The organism is Streptomyces sp., from assembly GCF_035563135.1.
Classification (GTDB): domain Bacteria; phylum Actinomycetota; class Actinomycetes; order Streptomycetales; family Streptomycetaceae; genus Streptomyces.
The window spans coordinates 1-3,436 of the sequence record NZ_DATMVN010000417.1 but is presented as its reverse complement, the minus strand read 5'-3'; the positions used below and the strand labels follow the sequence as shown (position 1 = coordinate 3,436).

General features: G+C 71.0%; 3 protein-coding genes. 2 read left to right on the top strand and 1 reads right to left on the bottom strand.

The features are described from left to right. Positions 1-386: SDR family NAD(P)-dependent oxidoreductase (locus VN520_RS18250; RefSeq protein WP_325747990.1), on the bottom strand; the 386-nt coding region annotated here is incomplete at its 3' end. A 310-nt stretch (positions 387-696) separates the two neighbouring features. Here VN520_RS18250 and VN520_RS18245 point away from each other — a divergent pair. Beyond that, complete coding sequence (locus VN520_RS18245; protein WP_325747989.1) at positions 697-1,815, top strand: NAD(P)-dependent alcohol dehydrogenase; 1,119 nt, start codon at positions 697-699, stop codon at positions 1,813-1,815. A 43-nt stretch (positions 1,816-1,858) separates the two neighbouring features. Further along, on the top strand, positions 1,859-3,352 hold the full coding sequence (locus tag VN520_RS18240) for an aldehyde dehydrogenase family protein (protein WP_325747988.1): 1,494 nt from the start codon (positions 1,859-1,861) through the stop codon (positions 3,350-3,352). Positions 3,353-3,436 lie beyond the last annotated feature (84 nt).

The following is a 3,436-nucleotide window of genomic DNA, read 5'->3' as shown; positions in this document are numbered from 1 at the left end:
ACGTGGTGGAGGCCGAGGAAGACGCCCCGGACGTTCACCGCGTGCACCCGGTCGAACTCCTCGACCGGGAACTCCTCCACGAGCCGCACAGGCCCCTCGATGCCCGCGTTGTTGAAGAACGCGTCCACGGTGCCGAACGCGTCGTAGGCCGCTCCCACGTAGGCGGCCACCTGGTCCTCCTGGCTCACGTCGGCGACGAAGGTCTCGACCGCGCCGTCAGCCCCGGCCGCCTCCTTGACCCGGGAGCGGGCGCCCTCGAGCCCCTCTGCGTCGGCGTCGACGAGGAACACGTGGGCTCCCCGTCTGGCCAGCACCACTGCCGTCGCCGACCCGATGCCGCCCGCTCCTCCTGTGATCAACGCTGTCTTGCCGCTGAAGTCACCCATGCCGCACGCCCCTTCGCTGCTCGCCGGGCTCCACAGCTGCCGTGTGCGCCGGGGCCCTCGCTGTGACGTCGTCGACGCTAGCCACGGGCCCGGGCCGCCCCGTGCCCGTGATGGCCCATCGATGTGACCTGCGCCGCACCGTGCACCGAGGTGCACGCGCGGGTGCGGTCACGGTCACGTCGGGGGTCGCGGCGGTCCCTAGCGTGTGCCGAGGTGGGCCGGCGATGTGGCCGACCCCATACTTCCGTCGGGCGCCGACCCACCAGTAGGGCCGGGCCGGATAGCGACGAGACACGAAGGAGATGCGCCGATGCGTACCGAAGCAGCCGTCGTCCGTGAGAAGAACGGCCCCTTCCAGCTGCAGGAGATCGAGCTCGACGAGCTCCGCGCTGACGAGGTGCGGGTACGCCTGGTCGGCGCCGGGGTGTGCCACACGGACGCGGTGGTGCGCGAGCAGATCTACCCGACGCCACTGCCCGCGGTGCTCGGGCACGAGGGTGCCGGCGTCGTCGAACAGGTGGGCGATGCGGTGGTCGGAGTGTCGGTCGGCGACCACGTCGTCCTCTCGGTGAACAGCTGTGGCCGGTGCCGGCAGTGCCTGGCCGGGGACAACACGTATTGCGCGGACCTGTACGCGCGCAACTTCGGCGGCACCCGGCCCGACGGCTCGACCGCGCTGCGGGATCCGGAGAACCGGGAGGCGATCTCCTCCCACTTCTTCGGCCAGTCGTCCTTCGCGCGCCGGGCCAACGTGCAGGCCCGCTCGGTGGTCCCGGTCCCGCCGGATGTCCCGCTCGAGCTGATGGGGCCCCTCGGCTGCGGCATCCAGACCGGCGCCGGAGCCGTGATGAACTCGCTGCGTCCGCCCGCTGGCTCGAGCATCGCCGTGTTCGGTGCGGGAGCGGTGGGGCTGTCCGCGGTGCTCGCTGCGCAGGCGGTCGGCTGCGCTCAGATCGTCGCGGTGGACATCGTCCCGGAGCGGCTGTCGCTCGCGAAGGAACTGGGCGCGACCGACACCGTCGATGCGCGCGACGGCGACGCCGCCGAGCGGATCAAGGAGCTGACCGGCGGCCTCGGCGTGGACTTCGCCCTCGAGACGTCGGGGGTGGCGGCCGTCCTGCGCACCGCCGCCGACTCCCTGGCCCTCCGCGGGACCGTCGGGCTGGTCGGCGCCCAGGCCCCTGGACAGGAGACCTCGTTCGAGACGGGCCTGTCCATGACCCGCGGGTGGAAGCTGCAGATGATCATCGAGGGCGACGCCGTCCCGCAGACCTTCATCCCGCGGCTGATCGAGCTGTGGCGGAAGGGCCGATTCCCCTTCGACCGGCTGGTCACCTTCTACGACTTCGCCGACATCGAGAAGGCTTTTGCCGACTCCGCTGCAGGCGGAACCATCAAGCCCGTCCTGCGGTTCGCGACGAGCGACTGACGGCGCCGGCACGCGGACACGGACCCGTACGAGGGGAAACGACATGACCACCACCGAAGCGGCAACGGCCGTCCGGACCGGACTGTTCATCGGGGGCGAGGAGCGCTCCACCGCGGACGTCCTGCAGGTCGCGGATCCGGGCAAGCCCGGCGTGATGGTGGGTGAGGCGGCTGCGGCCTCACCCGAGGACGTGGCGGACGCCGTGGCCGCGGCCAAGGCGGCGTTCCCCGCGTGGGCGGCACTCTCGGCCCAGGAGCGGGCGAAGACGATGGCCGACGCGATTGCAGGCATCGCCGACGACCGCGACACGGACGCGGCGATCCTGTCGCAGGAGAACGGCAAGATCCGCATGGAGGCGTGGGTCGACGCCCTGGTGTTCGAGCTGCGCTGGCAGCTGGCGTTGGGTCTGGCGGAGCAGGTGGACGCGGGCAAGGTGCTGGAGCCGGCACCGGGCATCCCGGTGAGGACGCAGGTCGGCTACCAGCCGCTGGGCGTGGTGACAGTGATCGTTCCGTTCAACTGGCCGATCGCGATCCTGGGCGCCGCCCTCCCGCACGCACTCCTGGCCGGCAACACCGCGATCGTCAAGCCGCCCCCGTCGGCGCCCCTGGCCACGACCCGCGTCGTGCAGCGGATCGCCGCGAAGCTGCCCCCGGGGGTGCTGAACGTCGTCACGGGCCGCGACGAGAACATGGCCGGCCTGATCCAGAACGTCGACGTGGCGAAGGTGTGCTTCACCGGCAGCGTCAACGGCGGCAAGCGGATGATGGACATGGCGTCGAAGACCCTGACCCGCGTGACGCTCGAGCTGGGCGGCAACGACGCGGCGATCCTCACCGAGGACGCGATCATCGACGACACCCACCTCGACCGGTTGTTCTCCGCGATCTATGACACGACCGGGCAGATCTGCATGAACGCCAAGCGGGTCTACGTGCACCGCTCGCGCCTCGACGAGCTCGTCACCGGCCTCGAGGCGCGCCTCGAGAACGTGAAGCTCGGCTACGGCCTGGACGAGGGCACCACGATGGGCCCGCTGCACCAGCCGGCACAGAAGGCCTTCGTGGAGGAGATCATCCAGGAGGCCAAGGACGCCGGCGCCGAGGTACGCGAGTACGGGGAGCTGCCTGGCGGCGAGTTGTCCGGTGGCAACTTCCTGCGGCCGGCCATGGTGATCGACCCGGACCCGTCGCTGCGCGTGGTGACGCAGGAGCAGTTCGGACCGGTCATCCCGATCATCCCGTTCGGCACCGAGGACGAGGCCATCGCTCTGGCCAACGACACCTGGGGCGGGCTGTGCGGCTCGGTGTGGACGGCCGACCCGGCCACCGCGCAACGCATCGGCTCCCGGCTCGAGTGCGGCTACGTCTGGGTCAACGACCACGGCGCCACCCGCCTCGACCTGCGCGCGCCCTTCGGCGGCATGAAGCAATCGGGCTTCGGCCGCGAGCAGGGCATCGAGGGCGTGCGCGCCTTCCAGGACACCCGCTCGATCGCGACCATCGACGCGGATGCCCTCGCCGCGATGGCCCACTGACGCCCACCCCGACAGAACCTGACGAGATCGAAGGCAACCCCCATGAACCTCGACCCGCAGATCCTCGAGGCGTTGCAGGCATTC

Coding starts and splice junctions, on each gene's coding strand:
- VN520_RS18245 (WP_325747989.1), top strand. CDS start 697: ATGCGTACCGAAGCAGCCGTCGTCCGTGAGAAGAACGGCCCCTTCCAG.
- VN520_RS18240 (WP_325747988.1), top strand. CDS start 1,859: ATGACCACCACCGAAGCGGCAACGGCCGTCCGGACCGGACTGTTCATC.